General features: G+C 72.9%; 17 protein-coding genes. 9 read left to right on the top strand and 8 right to left on the bottom strand.

Features of this window, described 5'->3' with window-relative positions; all coding sequences use genetic code 11:
- Positions 1-2: 2 nt before the first annotated feature.
- A complete protein-coding gene (locus ABZ915_RS12810; protein WP_361800310.1) occupies positions 3-1,340 on the bottom strand; it encodes a ferredoxin reductase family protein in 1,338 nt (445 codons plus the stop codon).
- A gap of 151 nt (positions 1,341-1,491) precedes the next feature.
- Between ABZ915_RS12810 and ABZ915_RS12805 the strand changes: the two genes are divergently transcribed.
- The gene (locus ABZ915_RS12805) at positions 1,492-2,184 is read left to right on the top strand and encodes a response regulator transcription factor (RefSeq protein ID WP_361800307.1); all 693 of its coding nucleotides are present in this window, start codon (positions 1,492-1,494) and stop codon (positions 2,182-2,184) included.
- Positions 2,181-3,635, top strand: a complete 1,455-nt coding sequence (locus tag ABZ915_RS12800; protein ID WP_361800304.1) for a HAMP domain-containing sensor histidine kinase — start codon at positions 2,181-2,183, stop codon at positions 3,633-3,635. Before ABZ915_RS12805 ends, ABZ915_RS12800 begins: the two co-directional genes overlap by 4 nt.
- Before the next feature lie 12 nt (positions 3,636-3,647).
- Here the strand turns inward: ABZ915_RS12800 and ABZ915_RS12795 are convergent, their stop codons facing one another.
- The 5 genes from ABZ915_RS12795 to ABZ915_RS12775 form a co-directional block, all read right to left on the bottom strand.
- Positions 3,648-4,967 (bottom strand): SpoIIE family protein phosphatase, encoded by a 1,320-nt coding sequence (locus tag ABZ915_RS12795; protein ID WP_361800301.1) that lies wholly within the window; start codon positions 4,965-4,967, stop codon positions 3,648-3,650.
- A gap of 53 nt (positions 4,968-5,020) precedes the next feature.
- Complete coding sequence (msrB, locus tag ABZ915_RS12790) at positions 5,021-5,428, bottom strand: peptide-methionine (R)-S-oxide reductase MsrB (protein ID WP_361800298.1); 408 nt, start codon at positions 5,426-5,428, stop codon at positions 5,021-5,023.
- Between the two features lie 13 nt (positions 5,429-5,441).
- A complete protein-coding gene (gene murC / locus ABZ915_RS12785) occupies positions 5,442-6,830 on the bottom strand; it encodes a UDP-N-acetylmuramate--L-alanine ligase (protein WP_361800295.1) in 1,389 nt (462 codons plus the stop codon).
- A 105-nt stretch (positions 6,831-6,935) separates the two neighbouring features.
- Positions 6,936-7,409: an indole-3-glycerol phosphate synthase gene (locus tag ABZ915_RS12780; RefSeq protein WP_361800292.1), complete on the bottom strand. Its 474-nt coding sequence runs from the start codon at positions 7,407-7,409 to the stop codon at positions 6,936-6,938.
- Positions 7,410-7,507: 98 nt separating this feature from the next.
- Positions 7,508-8,371 (bottom strand): pyrimidine reductase family protein, encoded by an 864-nt coding sequence (locus ABZ915_RS12775; protein WP_361800289.1) that lies wholly within the window; start codon positions 8,369-8,371, stop codon positions 7,508-7,510.
- Between the two features lie 109 nt (positions 8,372-8,480).
- On the opposite strand from ABZ915_RS12775, the gene zapE reads away from it, so the two are divergent.
- The 7 genes from zapE (at position 8,481) to ABZ915_RS12740 (ending at position 14,517) form a co-directional block, all read left to right on the top strand.
- Positions 8,481-9,533, top strand: coding sequence for a cell division protein ZapE (gene zapE, locus ABZ915_RS12770; RefSeq protein WP_361800985.1), 1,053 nt, complete (start codon positions 8,481-8,483; stop codon positions 9,531-9,533).
- Positions 9,534-9,724: 191 nt separating this feature from the next.
- Complete coding sequence (locus ABZ915_RS12765; RefSeq protein ID WP_361800286.1) at positions 9,725-10,120, top strand: hypothetical protein; 396 nt, start codon at positions 9,725-9,727, stop codon at positions 10,118-10,120.
- A gap of 88 nt (positions 10,121-10,208) precedes the next feature.
- Positions 10,209-10,790 carry a carbonic anhydrase gene (locus ABZ915_RS12760; protein ID WP_361800283.1) on the top strand — a complete coding sequence of 194 codons (582 nt, stop codon included), beginning with the start codon at positions 10,209-10,211 and terminating at the stop codon, positions 10,788-10,790.
- 8 nt (positions 10,791-10,798) lie between these two features.
- Positions 10,799-12,289, top strand: a complete 1,491-nt coding sequence (locus tag ABZ915_RS12755) for a SulP family inorganic anion transporter (RefSeq protein WP_361800280.1) — start codon at positions 10,799-10,801, stop codon at positions 12,287-12,289.
- Positions 12,290-12,479: 190 nt separating this feature from the next.
- A complete protein-coding gene (locus ABZ915_RS12750; protein ID WP_361800277.1) occupies positions 12,480-13,277 on the top strand; it encodes a slipin family protein in 798 nt (265 codons plus the stop codon).
- A 181-nt stretch (positions 13,278-13,458) separates the two neighbouring features.
- Positions 13,459-14,301 (top strand): polysaccharide deacetylase family protein, encoded by an 843-nt coding sequence (locus ABZ915_RS12745; protein ID WP_361800274.1) that lies wholly within the window; start codon positions 13,459-13,461, stop codon positions 14,299-14,301.
- A gap of 18 nt (positions 14,302-14,319) precedes the next feature.
- Positions 14,320-14,517 carry a hypothetical protein gene (locus ABZ915_RS12740; RefSeq protein ID WP_361800271.1) on the top strand — a complete coding sequence of 66 codons (198 nt, stop codon included), beginning with the start codon at positions 14,320-14,322 and terminating at the stop codon, positions 14,515-14,517.
- On the opposite strand, the gene ABZ915_RS12735 is transcribed toward ABZ915_RS12740, so the two are convergent.
- Both ABZ915_RS12735 and ABZ915_RS12730 read right to left on the bottom strand, forming a co-directional pair.
- Positions 14,509-15,180, bottom strand: coding sequence for an ABC transporter (locus tag ABZ915_RS12735; RefSeq protein ID WP_361800268.1), 672 nt, complete (start codon positions 15,178-15,180; stop codon positions 14,509-14,511). The genes ABZ915_RS12740 and ABZ915_RS12735 overlap by 9 nt on opposite strands.
- On the bottom strand, positions 15,177-16,049 hold the full coding sequence (locus tag ABZ915_RS12730) for an ATP-binding cassette domain-containing protein (RefSeq protein ID WP_361800265.1): 873 nt from the start codon (positions 16,047-16,049) through the stop codon (positions 15,177-15,179). Before ABZ915_RS12730 ends, ABZ915_RS12735 begins: the two co-directional genes overlap by 4 nt.
- Between the last annotated feature and the right edge of the window lie 85 nt (positions 16,050-16,134).

Below are 16,134 nucleotides of genomic sequence, written 5' to 3'. Positions count from 1 at the left end.
TCTCATCCCGCCAGGCTGAAACGCTCGAAGTGGATCTGCTGCTTGGGCACGCCCAGGTCGCCGAGGCTGCGCAGCACCGCGTTCATCATCGGGGGCGGCCCGCACAGGAAGACGTCCCGGTCGCCGATGTCCGGGACCAGCCGGGCCAGCTCGCGCGGCGCCAGCTTGTCGGGGACGGGCGGGCCGGTGACCAGGTGCAGCTCGGCGCCCTTGGCGAGGGCGAGGTCGCGCAGTTCGTCGTAGAGGACGGCGTCGCGTTCGCCGGCGACCCGGTAGATGACGACCGCGTGGCCCTCCAGGTCCTCCAGCAGCGCCCGGATCGGGGTGACACCGACGCCGCCGGCGATGAGCAGGGACTCGGACTTCGTGCGGTGCAGGGTGGTGAAGGCGCCGTAGGGGCCCTCGGCGAAGACGCGGGTGCCGACCTCGATGTGCCGCAGGGCGGCGCTGCCGTCGCCGGCCGCCTTGACGGTCAGGCGCAGGGTGCGGCCGTCGGGGGCGGCGGAGAGGGAGAACGGGTTGGCCTGCCACCAGCGGTCGCGGGTCAGGAAGCGCCACAGGAAGAACTGGCCGGCCTGCGCGGGCAGCTTGTCCAGGTCGCGGCCGGTGACGTGGACCGAGACGACGTTGTCGGACTCGGGGACGACCGCGGAGACGCGGAACTGGTGGCGGGTGTTGCGCCACAGCGGGAGCACCAGCCGGCCCACGGCCACCGAGCCGAGCGCCACGCCCCACACCGCGTACCAGTAGGTCTTCGCGGCGGACGACGACGTGAAGGTCGTACCGACCGCGACCTGGTGGCTGAACGCGAGCACCACGGCCACATAGGTGTACAGGTGGATGAAGTGCCAGGTCTCGTAGGCGAGGCGGCGGCGGGCGTAGCGGGCCGAGACGGCACCGACCACGAGGACGATGCCCAGCGCGACGATCGCGCGGAGCACGCCCTCGGTCGTCTCGGCGAGGTCGACCAGCTCGCTGATCGGGCCGACCCCGGCGCCGTCCGCGTACCCGAGGCTGATGAACACGGCGTGCGCGAGCAGCGTCCACAGGATGCCGAAGCCGGTCCAGCGGTGCCAGGAGGTCAGCCGGTCCATGCCGATGCGGCGGTCCAGCCAGGGCAGCCGGGCCACCAGCACCAGCTGGAAGGCCATGAGGAGGGCCCCGTACAGGCCGGCGAAGCGGCCGATGACGATCAGGGCGTTCGAGGCGAATCCCGCCTGCGTGAAGAAGTAGGCGACCACGGCCGCGTTCGCGGCCAGCACGGCGTACAGACCGGTGCGGGCCACCACCCTGGGACGTATCGCCGTGGGGGGCGCAGGGGGTGATTGGACGGTCGTCACGGGACGGCAGCTCCTTGATCGGGTCCTGGGAGTCGAGCTTCGCCCGGGGCTGCTGTCGTTTTCCTGTCGGACGACTTTCAACTGGATATCGATGTGGCCGGTGGCAACGGGCGGGGCTGGCGCCGCCAGGCGCGTCGAGGAGGATGAGCGGGTGGAAAAAGTACGACTCCTCGTCGTGGACGACGACCCGCCGATCGCCGACCTGGTGGCCACGGTCGCCCGGTACGAGGGCTGGGAGGCGGTGACCGCGTACTCCGGTGAGGAGGCGCTGGCGAAGGCCGCCGGGTTCCGGCCGGACATCGTCGTCCTGGACCTGATGCTGCCCGACGTGGACGGCTTCGGCGTGCTCGACCGGCTGCGCCGCTCGGGTTCGATGGTGCCGGTGGTGTTCCTCACCGCGCGCGACGGCATCGCCGACCGGGTCGCGGGGCTGACCCGGGGCGGGGACGACTACCTGGTCAAGCCGTTCGCGGTGGAGGAGCTGATGGCCCGGCTGCGCACGGTGCTGCGGCGCAGCGCCGGTCCGGGTTTCCAGCGGTCGGTCGTCCGGGTCGCCGACCTGACGATCGACGAGGACACCCGGGAGGTGCGGCGCGGCGACCGGCTCCTGTCCCTCACCCCCACCGAGTTCGAGGTCCTGCGCTATCTGATGCGCAAGTCCCCGACGGTGCTCACCAAGGCGCAGATCCTCGACCATGTCTGGGAGTACGGCTTCGGGGGCCGCTCCAACGTCGTCGAGCTGGTCATCAGCCGGCTGCGCCGCAAGCTCGACGAGACCGGTCCGGAGCCGCTGATCCACACCGTGCGCGGCTTCGGGTACGTCGTCCGGCAGGCGGCCGAGTGAGCCGAGCGAGCCGACTGACGCACAGCCTGCGCGACGCGTACCGCAGACTGCGCCTGGGCACCCGGTTGGCCCTGGGTCTGGGCGCGCTGTCGCTCGTGGTGTTCGCGGTGGTCGGCACCGCGCTGACCACGTACATGCGCGACTACCTCCAGCAGCAGCTGGCCCAGCAGCTCAAGCTCGTCCAGACCGTGCAGACCAAGGACGCCTCCACCCACGGCACGGTCCGCCGCAAGCCGTACTACGGCTGGTACACGGCCGTGTACGACGTCTCCGGCGGCTCGGCGGTGCTGCGCAGGCCGGCCGACGTGCCGGACGACACCCGCGCCCTCACCGCGCTCGCCGAGGAGCGGGCCCGCTCGGGCACGGAGGTCTCGCGCACCGCGGACATCTCCGGCGAGGGCACCTACCGGCTGCGGGCCTGCGAGGTGGAGCCCGGGGTGGTGCTGGTCAGCGCCGCTCCGCTGGCGGACGTCGAGGGGACGGTGCGCCGGCTGGTCGTCGTGCAGGTGGTGGCGTTCGCGCTGGCGCTGCTGGCCCTGGTGGTCTTCGGCCGCAAGATGCTGCGGCGCGGCCTGCAACCGCTGAGCGACATGGCGACGACCGCCCACGGCATCGCCTCGCACGACCTGACGGAGTCGGCGGCCCGGCTGCCGCTGCGCGCGGACGCGCCCGGCGGCGGGCCGGAGGTGGAGGAGCTGCGCACCGCCTTCAACACCATGCTGGAGCACATCGACGCCTCCCTCGCCGTCCGCGCGGAGGCCGAGCAGCGGCTGCGCCGTTTCGTCGCCGACGCCTCGCACGAGCTGCGCACCCCGCTGATGTCGGTACGGGGCTACGCGGACCTCTTCCAGTACGCGGCCGCCAACGAGCCCGCCGAACGCGACCGCCACCTGGCCCGGCTGCGCGCCGAGGCCGCCCGGATGGGTGTGCTCCTCGACGATCTGCTGCTGCTCGCCCGGCTGGACGCGGCGGAGATGGAGGCGCCGCTGCGCCCGGCGGACGCCGATCTCACGGAGCTGGCGCGGGAGGCGGCGGACGCCTTCCGCGCGGGCCACCCGGACCGTCCGCTGACCCTCACCACCGGGCCGGAAGCGGTGAAGCTGCGCCTGGATCCCCTGCGGATCCGGCAGGTCCTGGACAACCTGCTCACCAACGCGGCGGTGCACACGCCGGCCGGTACCGAGGTGTCCGTGGCGGTCTCCCGCGAGGCCGGCGCGGTGTGCGTACGCGTCAGCGACTCCGGCCCCGGCATACCCGCCGCCGACCGTGCCCGCGTCTTCGACCGCTTCTACCGCGTCGACAAGGCACGCAGCCGGGACCGGGGCGGCAGCGGGCTGGGGTTGTCGGTGGCCCGGGCGCTGGTGGAGGCGCACGGGGGGACGATCGCGCTGGGCGGCGGCGTGGGGCCGACCGTGTTCACGGTCCGGCTGCCCGTGGGGGCGCCGGTCTGAGGACCGGCCTCGTCACCGGCCCGTCGCGTCGGTGTTCCCCCGGCCCGCCGCTTTCCCCGTCGATGTGACGGCCTCCCGCGGCAGCAGGTGGGGGCGGGCCGCCAGTACGGCGACGTCGTCCTCGGCGTTGCGGACGTCGAGGCCGGTGAGGATCGTCTCGAGGAGGTCCTCGACGGCCGCCCCGGCGGTGAAGCGGAGGCCGGCCAGGCGGTCCAGGGAGCGGTCGATGTCCTCTCCCCGGTGTTCGACGAGGCCGTCGGTGAACAGGACCAGGGTCTGGTCGGGGGCCAGCTCGTAGGTGGCGGACTCGTAGCCGCCGAAGCCGGTGCCGAGCGGCGGGCCGACCGGGACGGGCAGCAGGGAGACCGTGCCGGACCGGGTGATCAGGGCCGGCGGGAGGTGGCCGGCGCCGGCCAGGGTGATCTGGCGGCGGCCGGGGTCCACGCGGACGAGCAGGCAGGTGGCCGGTCTGAGGTCGGCCTCGCGGGAGGCGATGTCGTCCATCTGGCGCAGTACGCGGTGCGGCGGCAGGTCGGCGGAGGCGATGGCGCGCAGGGAGGAGCGGTAGGCGTTCATGTCGACGGCCGCCTCCAGACCGTGCCCCATGACGTCGCCGACGACGAGCAGCGTGCGCCCGTAGTGCAGCCGTACGGTCTCGCACCAGTCGCCGCCGACCAGCGCGCGGCCGCCCACGGGCAGGTAGCGGATGGCGACGTCCAGGTTGGGGTGCGGGCGGCCGGGCTCGGCGAGCAGGGCGCGCTGGAGGTCGGCGGCGGTGCGGTTGACCCGCTCGTACTCGCGGGCGTGCCGGATGTGGGAGGCGGCGCGTTCGGCGAGGAGGGCGAGCTGCTCGGCCTCGGCGCGGGCGAAGGGCGCGCCGTCGCGGGCGCAGACCAGCACGCCGAAACGGTTCTCCCCGGTGGTCAGCGGCAGGCAGAGCGCCGGCCGGGCACGGCCCGAGGCCGGATGCCGGGTCCACGGCTCGGCCGGGCCGCCGGCCGCCGGGGTGACGGCCTCGCGGCACGTCGCCGTGGCCCACCGGACGTCCGGCAGCAGGCCCGGGCACCCGGTGACCGACTCGTACCGCGAGAGCGTGTCGCCGGTCCTGAGCAGTACCGCGGCCGCGCCGCCGACGAGCCGCACGGCCGCCCGGGTCAGTTCCGCGCAGGTGGTCCGCTCGTCCAGCGTGGTCCCGATCCCGGCCACCACGGCCCGCAGGTCCTTCGGACCGGCCGGAACGCCGTGCTCGCGCGCCGCAGCGTGCCCACGGCTCGCCCGGGCGGCCACCACGGTTCTGCGGCGGGACCGGATCCAGCGCGCGACGGCCCTCACCCCCACAGACTCTCAAACCGGCTCGGACACGGCACGGGTGGCTCCCCTGGGGTTCAGCCCTCGTCGGGAGTCAGCCGCAGGGAGATGCTGTTGATGCAGTACCGCTGGTCCGTCGGCGTCGCATAGCCCTCGCCCTCGAAGACGTGGCCGAGGTGGGAGCCGCAGCGGGCGCAGCGGACCTCGGTGCGGACCATGCCGTGGGTGCGGTCCTCGATGAGTTCCACGGCGTCGGTGTCCTTCGGGTCGTAGAAGGACGGCCAGCCGCAGTGGGACTCGAACTTGGTGGTGGAGGTGAAGAGTTCGGCACCGCAGGCGCGACAGGAGTACACGCCCTCGGTCTTGGTGTCGGTGTACTCACCGGTGAAGGCGGGCTCCGTGGCGGCCTGCCGCAGCACCGCGTACTCGGCCGGGTTCAGCTCCGCGCGCCACTGCTCGTCCGGCTTCTCGACGTCGTACGACATGAGCCTCAGCCCCTCACTTCGACAGCTGGTCCAGGATCCGCGGGCCGAGGTCGGTGACATCGCCCGCGCCCATGGTGAGAACGAGATCACCGGCCCTCGCCATTCCCGCGATCACCGCCGGCGCCCGGTCCTTGTCGTGGACGGGCGTGACGTCCGCGCCCGCCGCCCGCGCCGCCTCGATGATCAGGTCGCTGGTGACGCCGGGGATCGGGTCCTCGCGGGCCGGGTAGATGTCGAGGACGACCGAGGCGTCCGCGAGGGCCAGGGACCCGCCCATCTCCTTGCCCAGTTCCTGGGTGCGGGAGAACAGGTGCGGCTGGAAGAGGACCAGGATCCGGGCGTCGCCCGCGGCGGCGCGCATCGCCTCGAGGTCGGCGGTCATCTCCGTGGGGTGGTGGGCGTAGGAGTCGATCACCTGGACGCCGGCCACTTCGCCCTTGAGCTGGAGGCGCCGCTTGACGCCGGTGTACGCGGCCAGCGCCGGGGCCAGTCCGGCGGCCGGGACGCCCAGCGCCGCGCCCGCCGCGAGCGCGGCCACCGCGTTGAGCGCGTAGTGGCGGCCGGGGACGGAGACCGTGAAGGTGAGCTCCTGCCCGTCCAGGACGGCGGTGACCTCGCTCTTCAGGCCCTGCGGAACGATCGACAGCACGCGTACGTCGGCGTCCGCCGCCTCGCCGTACGTCACCGTCCTGACCGATCCGGCCAGCCGCCGGGTCAGCTCCCGGGCGCCCTCGTGGTCGGCGGAGATCACCAACGTCCCGCCCGGCACGATCCGGCCGGCGAAGGTCTCGAAGGACTCGTAGATCTCGTCCATCGAGGCGTAGTTGGCGTGGTGGTCCAGCTCCACGTTGAGGACGATCGCGACCTCGGGGGCGTACTTGTGGAAGCTGCGGTCCGATTCGTCCGCCTCGGCGACGAAGATGTCGCCCTCGCCGTGCAGGGCGTTGGAGCCGGGCGCGTCCAGGTCGCCGCCGATGGCGTACGACGGGCTCAGGCCCAGCTCGGTCAGCGACACCGCCAGCATCGACGTCGTGGTGGTCTTGCCGTGGGTGCCCGCGACGGCGATCGGGCGCAGGCCGTCCATCAGGTCGGCGAGCGCGTCGGAGCGGTGCACGACCGGGACGCCCAGTTCGGCGGCGCGGGCGAGCTCCGGGTTGTCCTGCCGGATCGCCGACGACACGACCACACAGCTCGCGTCGTCGGCGAGGTGCTCCGTCGCGTGCCCGATGTGCACGGTCGCGCCCAGCGCCCGCAGCGCCTCGGCGGTCGCCGACTCCTTCGCGTCACTGCCGGCCACCTTGGCCCCGCGCTGCGCGAGGATCTTCGCGATACCCGACATCCCGGCGCCGCCGATGCCGATGAAGTGCGGTCGGTCCATGGCGGGGGGAAGGCCGGGTGCCATGCGCGTATCTCCCAAGATCCGGTACGTCGGTGAGCGCGCCCGGCGATGGGCGCGCCCCCACCTTATTCCGTGCTGTCCAAGTGCTTGGTCAGCGAGGGCCCGCTGTCACGCCTTGCTGTGCGAGAACAGCTTCAGCACCGGGACCCCCACCTTGTGCCGGGCCCTGGAGGCCCAGTCGCGGTGGAAGAACTCCTCCACGTAGTGGGGGTCGGTCAGCACGATCACCTCGTCCGCGTCCACCTCGCCGACGAGGGTCTTCAGCGCGTCCAGCGGATGGTCCTCGATCAGCCGGCCCTCCGCCTCGCTGCCCGCCGTGCGCAGCGCCGTGAGGGACACGTCCAGGGCCTGCTCCCCGAGCGCCTTCGCGTCGGCGCCCTCGGGGGTGGCGCCCTCGCGGGCGGCCTCGTCGAGCTCGCCGAGGGCGATGTCGTCGATGGCCCTGAGCAGGCGGTCGGCCTGGTCCCCGCGCGGCTGGAGCAGCACATGGAAGGTGACCTGCTCGTCCCCGTGCAGGGTGGTGACGAACTCCACGTCGGCGGACGTCAGGGCCTTCTCGATCATCAATACGCTTCTGAACACCAGCGCCCCTTCTCCTTCGCGCACCCGCGGGCCTCTTCTTCGGCGAGGGCCCCGACGGGCCCTGCGGAAACCATCCTGCCCCGTGATCGCAGGGATTTTCAGGACCGACGGTAGCGACTGAACAGGAATCCGGTCTCCTCCAGCAGGGACACGAGCTCGAACCGCCGGGGCACCTCCACCGACGGCCCCCCGGCGATGCGCTGCGCGTCCCCCGCGGTGAGCATCGGGGAGACGGTCAGGCAGAGCTCGTCGAGCACCTCCGCGGCCACGAGCTGCCCGAGCAGCCGGGGGCCGCCCTCGGTGAGCAGCCGGGTGTGGCCGAGGCCGGCGAGGGCCTGGACGGCGCGGGCCGGGTCCACGCCCACGCCGTCGCCCGCGATCACCACGCGGGCGCCCGCCTTCTCGGCGGCGGCCACCCGGTCGGGGGCCGCGGCGGCGCCGGTCAGGATCAGGGTGGGCACGAGGGGCGAGGTGAACAGGGGGAGGGAGAAGTCGAGGTCCAGGCTCGCGGTGACGACCGCGATCGCGGGGGCGGGGCTCTGCCCGGCCGCGGCCCGCAGCCCCGCGAACTCCGCGCGCTCCCGGGCCGGGCGGTACCCCTCCTGACGTACCGTTTCCGCGCCCACGACCACGACATCGGCCAGCGCCCGCAGCGTGCCGAAGATCCGCATGTCGGTCGCGTTGGAGATGGGGTGCGAGCGGCCCTCGTGCTGGGCGGCACCGTCGAGGGTGGACACCATGTTGGCCCGCAGCCAGGGCACCGGCCCGCCGATCGCCCGGCTGAGCGCGGCCGGCTCGGGATAGGCGTAGGCGGCGGCTAGCTCGGCGAGGCTCCACTCACGGTCGACGAGAGCATCGGGAGCCCCAGTGGCCCCACGCGCCTCCCCCACCCCCTCCTCCTCAACGGCACCGCCGAGGGTCCGGGCAGCTGTTTCGTCGGTCACAGGGAACAGGCGTCGCATGCCGTGCAGTGTTCCACGCCGCTTAGCATGGGGAACCGTGTCGTCCTCCACAACCGCCTCCGGTTCCACAGCCGCCTCCGGGCTCAGTCCCCTGGCCGACGCGGCCCCGATGTCCCTGTGCGCCCGCGAGCCGCACGTCCCCGCGGACCGGCTGGTCGCCGAGATGGTGCCACCGCCACGCTTCGACTCGGTGCGCTTCGCCACGTACATCCCGGACCCGAACCAGCCGAGCCAGACCGAGGCGGTACGGGTGCTGGAGGGCTTCGCGGCCGGGATCGGGGGCACCCCCGCGAGCGGCACCGCCAGGCGCGGGCTGTTCGGCTTCGGCAGGGCGAAGGCGGCCAAGGCCCCGGCCGGCCCCCGCGGTGTCTATCTGGACGGCGGCTACGGCGTCGGCAAGACCCACCTCCTCGCCTCCCTCTGGCACGCCACCCCGGCCGATCCCTCCCGCAAGGCGTTCGGCACGTTCGTCGAGCTGACGAACCTGGTCGGCGCGCTCGGCTTCCAGAAGACGGTGCAGACGCTCTCCGGGCACAGCCTGCTGTGCATCGACGAGTTCGAGCTCGACGACCCGGGCGACACCGTCCTGGTGTCCACGCTGCTCGGCAAGCTGGTCGAGGCGGGCGTGGCGCTCGCGGCCACCTCCAACACACTGCCCGGCAAGCTCGGCGAGGGCCGGTTCGCGGCGGCCGACTTCCTGCGCGAGATCCAGGGCCTGTCCGCCCACTTCCGCGCCCTGCGCATCGACGGCGAGGACTACCGTCACCGCGGCCTGCCGGAGGCGCCGGCGCCGTTCTCCGACGAGCAGGTGACCCGGGCCGCGCACGCCACTCAGAGGGCGTCGCTGGACGACTTCCCGCACCTGCTGGACCACCTCGCCCGGGTGCACCCCAGCCGGTACGGCGCGCTGACCGACGGCCTGCGGGCCGTCTGCCTCACCGGGGTGCGTCCGGTTCCCGACCAGTCGACCGCCCTCAGACTCGTCGTCCTCGCGGACCGGCTCTACGACCGTGAGGTGCCGGTCCTGGCCTCGGGGCTGCCGTTCGACCAGCTGTTCAGCGAGGAGATGCTGAACGGCGGCTACCGCAAGAAGTACTTCCGCGCGATATCCCGCCTCACCGCGCTCGCGCGGGACGCCAAGGGCCTGGTACCGGCCGAATAGGGCTGCTACCTCAACCGGACGCGCCGGTCAAGGATCAGTTCAGGCCACTTCACCAGCACTTTTCACGCTCTCTTCTGTACGAAACACCGAGTTAACCCTGCAAACAACTTTGCAGGGTTAACGTGTTTCTTGACCATCCATTGACCAATCCTTGGCATGGACCAGAGGCGTGAACGCGGGAAGGGGGGCGCATGTTCCGAGGTACGACGGCCCGGACCGTGATCTCGCTCCTCGCCGCCGCCCTGCTCGCGCTACAGCTCTTCACGCCCACCGGAAGCTTCGCATCCGCGCACACTTTCCGTCAGGTGGAGGCCAAGGCTCAGCCCGGAATCAAGCCCTCCTCGAAGCCGGTACGCGACGGTTCCGACACGTTCCGCGATCTGAGTTCCACCGGGGATCCGGCCGGTCCCCCGCACACCCGCAACCGCCACCGCACCACCGCCTCCGGATGGGCGCACGAACGCCCGCTGCCCACCCGGGACCCGGCGGTCGCGCACCCGGCGGCCGCACCCTGTGGGACGCACCACCGCACAGCCAGACCCGGGAGAGCACCCTCCCCGGCCGCGTTGCAGGTCTTCCGCTGCTGAGAGCCGGGTGCCGTTCCCACCGCGTCCCCCCACATCCGTCGTGCAAGCCCGACGCGCCGTCGTGGCGCGCCAGGAGGAGTCCACACACATGCAGCAGCCCCTCATCGACAACGCCCGTACGTTCGGACAGCGCCCTGAGGAGTTCGCCAAGCTCGCCGAAGGCCAGTCCCCGCAGGTGCTGTTCATCACCTGCTCCGATTCCCGGGTCGTCCCGGCGCTGATCACGGGCGCCCGCCCCGGCGAGCTCTTCGAGCTGCGCACCGCGGGCAACATCGTCCCGCCGTACGCCTCGGAGCACCCCACCAGCGAGGCGGCCACCATCGAGTACGCGATCGAGGTGCTCGGTGTCCGGGACGTGGTCGTCTGCGGCCACTCCCACTGCGGAGCCGTCGGCGCGCTGGTGCGCGGTGACGACCTCGACGCCGTGCCCGCCGTACGCGACTGGCTCTCGCACGCCACACCCCGGCCCAAGGGGGCCGTGGAGGACCCGACGGTCGCCGAGGGCGTGCAGAGCCACGTCCTGACCCAGCTGCTGCGGCTGCGTTCGTACCCGTGCGTCGCCGAGAAGCTGGCGCAGGGCCGGCTGGCCCTGCACGCCTGGTACTACGAAGTGCACACCGGCGCCGTACGGACGCACCGCCCGCAGACCGACACCTTCGAGGCCCTGTGAGCGCGCCGATGACCAACGTGACCGCCATATCCCCGACGCCCCCGAAGTCCCGGTTCCCGTATCTGAAGGAGGACTTCGCCGCGTCTCTCGTCGTGTTCCTGGTCGCGCTCCCGCTGTGCGTGGGCGTGGCCGTCGCCTCCGGTGTCCCGGCCGAGCTCGGACTGGTCACCGGCATCGTGGGCGGCCTCGTCACCGGGCTGATGCGCGGCAGCAGCCTTCAGGTGTCGGGGCCGGCCGCCGGGCTGACCGTGCTGGTCTTCGAGGCGGTGGAGGAGTTCGGGCTGCCCGCGCTCGGTGCCATCGTGCTCGCCACCGGTCTGCTCCAGGTCCTGATGGGCGTGCTCAGGCTCGGCCGCTACTTCCGGGCCATCTCCGTGTCCGTCGTCGAGGGCATGCTGGCCGGTATCGGTCTGGTGCTGATCGCCGGACAGCTCTACCCGGCGCTCGCCGCCAAGGCCCCCGACTCGGGCCTGGGCAAGATAGCCGGGCTCCCCGGGGCGTTCGCGGACGCCCTCGGGGACACCGGGGCGATGGCGTCCTTCGCGCTCGGCGCGGGCACGATAGCCGTGCTGCTGCTGTGGAAGTACATGCCGGCGAAGGTGCGTACGGTCCCGGGACCGCTCGCCGCGGTCGGGCTCGCCACGCTGGCCGCCCTGGTCCTGTCCCTGCCCGTGGCCACCGTCGAGGTCAAGGGACTGCTCGACTCGATCCAGCCGCCGCCGATGGGCTCCTTCGGGGACCTGGCGGGTGTCGGGGTGCTCGGCACGATCGTCGCGTTCACGCTGATCGCGTCCGCCGAGTCGCTGTTCAGCGCCGCGGCGGTGGACCGGCTGCACGACGGGCCGCGCACCGAGTACGACAAGGAACTCGTCGCCCAGGGCGCGGGCAACACCCTCTGCGGGCTGCTCGGCGCGCTGCCGATGACCGCGGTGATCGTGCGCAGCGCGGCGAACGTCCAGGCGGGCGCGCGGACCAAGGCGTCCCGGGTGCTGCACGGTGTCTGGCTGCTGCTGTTCGCGGCGCTGCTGCCGGAGGTCCTCGGCTACATCCCGATCCCGGCGCTCGCGGGCATCCTGATCTACTCGGGCGCCAAGCTCGTTCCCGTTCGCGCGCTCGCCGCCCTGTGGCGCGAGCACCGCGGCGAGGCGGTGATCCTCACCGTCACGGCGGTGTCGATCGTCGCGGTCAGCATGTTCGAGGGCGTGCTCATCGGGCTCGCGCTGGCCGTCGTCAAGACCGCCTGGGAGGCCTCGCACATCAAGCTGGAGGTCGTCGACAAGGGCGCCGGTCCGGTCCAGGCGTACCTGGCCGGCAACGCGACCTTCCTGCGGCTGCCGAAGATCCTCGACACCCTGGAGGCCCTCCCCCAGGACCGCCCGGTCCAGCTCGACCTGTCCGGCCTGCACCACCTCGACCACGCCTGCCGCACGGCCCTGGAGAACTGGGCCGAACGCCACAGCGCGGCGGGCACGGAACCGGTACGCCTGATGGCGGCCTAGCCGCCCGCGACGCCCGGCCGGGCCGGGGCCGCGTTCCACGACGGCCCCGGCCCGGCCGGCGTACCCTCCCCGAACCGCCACCACCCCCGCCACACGTTCCCGGGGCGGCCCCGGGCCGCCAGGGCATGGCTTCGGGGCGGGTGCGGGCATATCGTTACAAGACGATGCCTCTGGTGTGGAGGAGGTCGTCATGATCCAGGAACTGGTGGGCGTGATCGTTGCGGCCGGTGCCGCGGGTCTGGTGTACCTGGCCGCCGCGGCGCGGGTCGTCAAGCAGTACGAGCGTGGGGTGGTCTTCCGGCTGGGCCGGGTCAACGACGCGCATCGGCCACCGGGGTTCACCATGATCATTCCCATGGTCGACCGGCTGCGCAAGGTCAACATGCAGATCGTCACGATGCCGGTGCCCGCACAGGAGGGCATCACCCGCGACAACGTGACCGTACGGGTGGACGCAGTCGTCTACTTCAAGGTCGTCGACCCGGTCAACGCGATCATCCGGGTCGAGGACTACCGGTTCGCCGTCTCCCAGATGGCGCAGACCTCCCTGAGGTCCATCATCGGCAAGAGCGACCTCGACGACCTGCTGTCCAACCGCGAGAAGCTGAACCAGGGGCTCGAGTTGATGATCGACAGCCCGGCCGTGGAATGGGGCGTCACCATCGACCGGGTGGAGATCAAGGACGTGTCCCTGCCGGACACGATGAAGCGCTCCATGGCCCGCCAGGCCGAGGCCGACCGTGAGCGCCGGGCCAGGATCATCAACGCCGACGCCGAACTCCAGGCCTCCAGGAAGCTTGCCGAGGCCGCGCAGCAGATGGCCGACACGCCCTCCGCCCTCCAGCTGCGGCTGCTTCAGACGGTGATGGCCGTGGCGGCGGAGAAGAACTCCACGCTGGTACTGCCCATCCCCGTGGAGCTGCTGCGGTTCCTGGAGAGGGGACAGCAACCGACCGGGATCAACGACGCGCTCCCGCACCACGGCTAGGGCCTGTCCGGCGGATCATGCCGCAGACGCGGGGCTCACCAGCACCGATGAGGCACCGCACCTGCCCTGCGGCCTGATCCGCCGGACAGGCCCCGGCGCGCTGCGGCCGGGTGGGTGACCGTGCGGTCGAACCAGACATCAGATCGTCATATTTAGGGGTGTCCCGCCCTATTTTCGTACGGTGATCAGATCCGTACGACGCATGACCGCCGTCTGCGCCCTGAGCGCGGCCCTCGCAGCCTGCGGCACCGCCGGGGCGCCCGGCGCCGGCCATCCGGCCCCCGCCAGGCCCGCGCCCTCCGCCGCGCACCCGCCCACCCTCGCCCCCGGCCCGGGCGGTCTGACCCCGGTGTTCGAGCACGGGCCGCGGACGCGGGGCAAGACGGTCGCGCTGACCTTCGACGCCGACATGACCGCCGACCAGGGGCCGCGCGCGGCGGCGGGCGAGCACTTCGACAACCCCGCGCTGATCGCCACGCTGCGTGCGCTGAAGGTGCCGGCCACCGTCTTCATGACCGGCCGGTGGGCGGACGAGTACCCGGCCGAGGCCCGTTCCCTGGGCCACGACCCGCAGTTCGAGGTGGCCAACCACTCCTACAGCCACTACGCCTTCACCGGCGACTGCTACGGGCTGCCGACCGTCTCCGCGGACCGGATGCGCTCGGACGTGGAGCGGGCGTACACCGCCCTCCGCAAGGCGGGTGTACCGCACCCGATGCCGTACTTCCGCTTCCCCGGCGGCTGCTACGACCAGAAGGCACTGCGCGCGCTGAGCGGCCTCCGTGTCACCGCGGTGCAGTGGGACGTGGTGAGCGGCGACGCGTTCGCCACGGACGCGGACGCGGTGGCCCGGCAGGTGCTGGAGGGGGTGAAGCCGGGGTCGGTCGTGGTCATGCACTGCACGCGCAGCGCGGCCCCGACGACCGAGCGGGCCGTGCGCACGGTCGTGCCGGAACTGCGCAAGCGGGGCTACCGGTTCGTGAAGGTCTCGGAGCTGATCGGAGCCACGGGCACCCGGCGGTGAGCCGCTTACGCTGGAGACATGAGCGACACCAGCGACAGCGGGACGGACTACTGCACCATCGCCGACGCGACCAAGCCGCCCAGGGCCGACGGGCCGCCGTACGCGGAGTGCGTGCTGTGCCGGGAGCCGACGGAGTACCCGGAGTCGTACAAGGGCATCACGCTCTGCCCGCGCTGCGAGTGGCAGGAGGCGCAGCGCACCGCCTGCTCAGGGTGACCGGCGGGCGGTGAGGGCGCAGGCCAGGGCCGAGGAGGCGGCGGCGAGCAGGGCCGCCCCGGCCAGGGGGAGCAGCGGGACGGGGACGTGGCCGGACTGCGAGCCGGTGACCAGGCCGCGCACCGCCGCCTGCGCCGGGGAGCCGGCCACGACCAGCACCAGCAGCGCGGCCAGCAGCATCGTGGGCACCGCACGGCCTGGCGAGCGCAGCAGCGGCCAGTTGGTGAGGGCGCCGACGGCCGTGCCCAGCAGGGCACAGGCCAGCACGGCCAGGACGCCCGCGGCACCCGCGTCGAGGCGGGGGACGTGGACCCGGTGCCCGGCGCTCGCGGGATCGCTGATCCAGGTCACGACGAGGGTGGTCGCCGTGCCGAGCGCCGCCGAGGCGGACAGGGCCACCAGCAGGCAGGCGAGATGCGCCCTGGCGGGACCGGCCGCCGCGGCGACGCAGGTACGGGCCGCGGGCGGCTCGTTGGTGACGCAGATCCGCACCAGCCAGGCGGCGACCGGGAGCAGGGCGGCCGCGGCGTAGCCGAGCGAGTCGAGCACCGGCTGCCCGCTCTGCACACCGATGGCCAGGAAGGCCGCGTACAGGATGAACGGCGGCAGCCAGCGCTGGGAGCGCAGCAGCAGGGCGGCCTGGTAGCGCAGCAGGGCGGTCATGGGCGGCCTTCGGGGTCGGGGTCGTCGTGGCCGGGGCGCACGCTCACCACGTGCCAGGGCGGGCGGGCCGTCAGCAGGGCGCGCAGGACGACGTCCGAATGGGACGCGGGGACGCGGAGCCGGTGGGTGCCGGGCGGCTCCTCCTCGGCCGTGCCGACCACCCGGGCCGCCTCGTCGGGCAGACGGCCGCCGGGCGGGCCCTGCACGGTGAGGAGCGTGTGCGGCCCGGTCGGTGAAGTCGCCTGTTCCGTACGGGGTTCGAGGGCGCCGTCGACGACCGCGTACGTCGCGTCGGCCGCGCCCGGCAGGCGGCGCGGGTCGTGGTCGACGAACACGACGGCGCCCCCGGCGGCGACGCGTTCGGCCACCGCCCGCTCCAGCTCCGCCCGCGCCGCCGTGTCCAGTCCCGTCCAGGCCTCGTCGAGCACGAGCAGCTCCGGCTCGGCGAGCAGCGCCTGCGCGACCGCCACCTTCTGGCTGCTGCCCTTGGACAGCCGGTCCATCGGTGTCCCGGCGTACGCCGCCGCGCCGAAGCGGTCCAGCCACTCGGCCGCCGCGCGCGGTGCCGTCCGGCGGGAGAGGCCGTGGATGGTGCCCAGATGGGTCAGGTAGCCGGCGGCGGTGAAGGGCAGGGCCGACGGGAATCTCTCCGGGACGTAGGCGGTGCGGGGGCGGCCGGTGACGCGGCCCTCGGTGGGGGCGTCGATCCCGGCGAGCAGGCGCAGCAGCGTGGACTTGCCGGTGCCGTTGGCGCCTTCGACGCGGGTGAGTGATCCGGGGGCGACGGTCAGACGGACGTTCCTCAGCACCCAGGGACCGCGCAGGCCGTAGCGGCGGCCCACCCGCTCCAGCTTCAACTCACCCGTCATGAGTGGACATCCTCGCTCCTGACTCCCCGCGTCCGTACACGCCCAGTGGATCCGTACACGCCCGGTGGAACAGATCTTCCGCCTG

The organism is Streptomyces sp. NPDC046915, assembly GCF_040644935.1.
GTDB lineage: Bacteria > Actinomycetota > Actinomycetes > Streptomycetales > Streptomycetaceae > Streptomyces.
This window is presented reverse-complemented; position numbering and strand designations above follow the sequence as displayed.